Raw genomic sequence first — 593 nt, 5'->3', positions numbered from 1 at the left:
TGCAGGTAGTGGCCGCCACCCGGCGTGCGCTCGTGCTTCTGCTCCTCGATCATGTCGAGGCTGTAGGGGTCGCGCTCGTGGGTCCACTCGTCGAGTTCCTTCTCCCAGGCGGCCTTCTCGGCGGCGATCTGGCCGGCGCGGTCCTCGCGCGAGGCGTCGCAGGCCAGGGTGCGGCCGGCCAGGCGCTCGGTCAGCGCCATGGCGGCGGCCTTGGCGTCGCCGCAGATGCCGACCGAGATCTTCTTGACCAGGCCGAGCATCTTGTGGTCGGCATCGATCTGGATGATCCTGGCGTGCTTGGGCCAGTAGTCCATGCCGTGCTGGGGCAGGGTGCCGAAGGGTCCGAGGCGCGAGCCGAGGGCGATGACGACATCGGCGCGGGCGAGCAGCTTCATGGCGGCCTTGGAGCCCTGGTAGCCGAGGGGGCCGCACCACAGCGGGTGGCTGGCGGGGAAGGAGTCGTTGTGCAGGTAGCTGTTGACGACGGGGGCGCCGAGGCGTTCGGCGAGGGCCTGGCATTGCGCGATGGCATCGGCCATGACCACGCCGCCGCCGGAGATGATGACGGGGAATTTAGCGTGGGCGAGCAGTTC

1 pseudogene is annotated in these 593 nt (G+C 69.6%); it reads right to left on the bottom strand.

The annotated features are described in order from the left end of the window. Positions 1 to 593 (bottom strand): annotated as a pseudogene (locus P3W85_RS21885) (sulfoacetaldehyde acetyltransferase); the annotation flags it as partial.

This window comes from Cupriavidus basilensis (genome assembly GCF_029335485.1).
Lineage (GTDB): Bacteria > Pseudomonadota > Gammaproteobacteria > Burkholderiales > Burkholderiaceae > Cupriavidus > Cupriavidus basilensis_E.
Note: the sequence above shows the minus strand (reverse complement) of the source record. Positions and strands in the feature narration are given on the sequence as shown.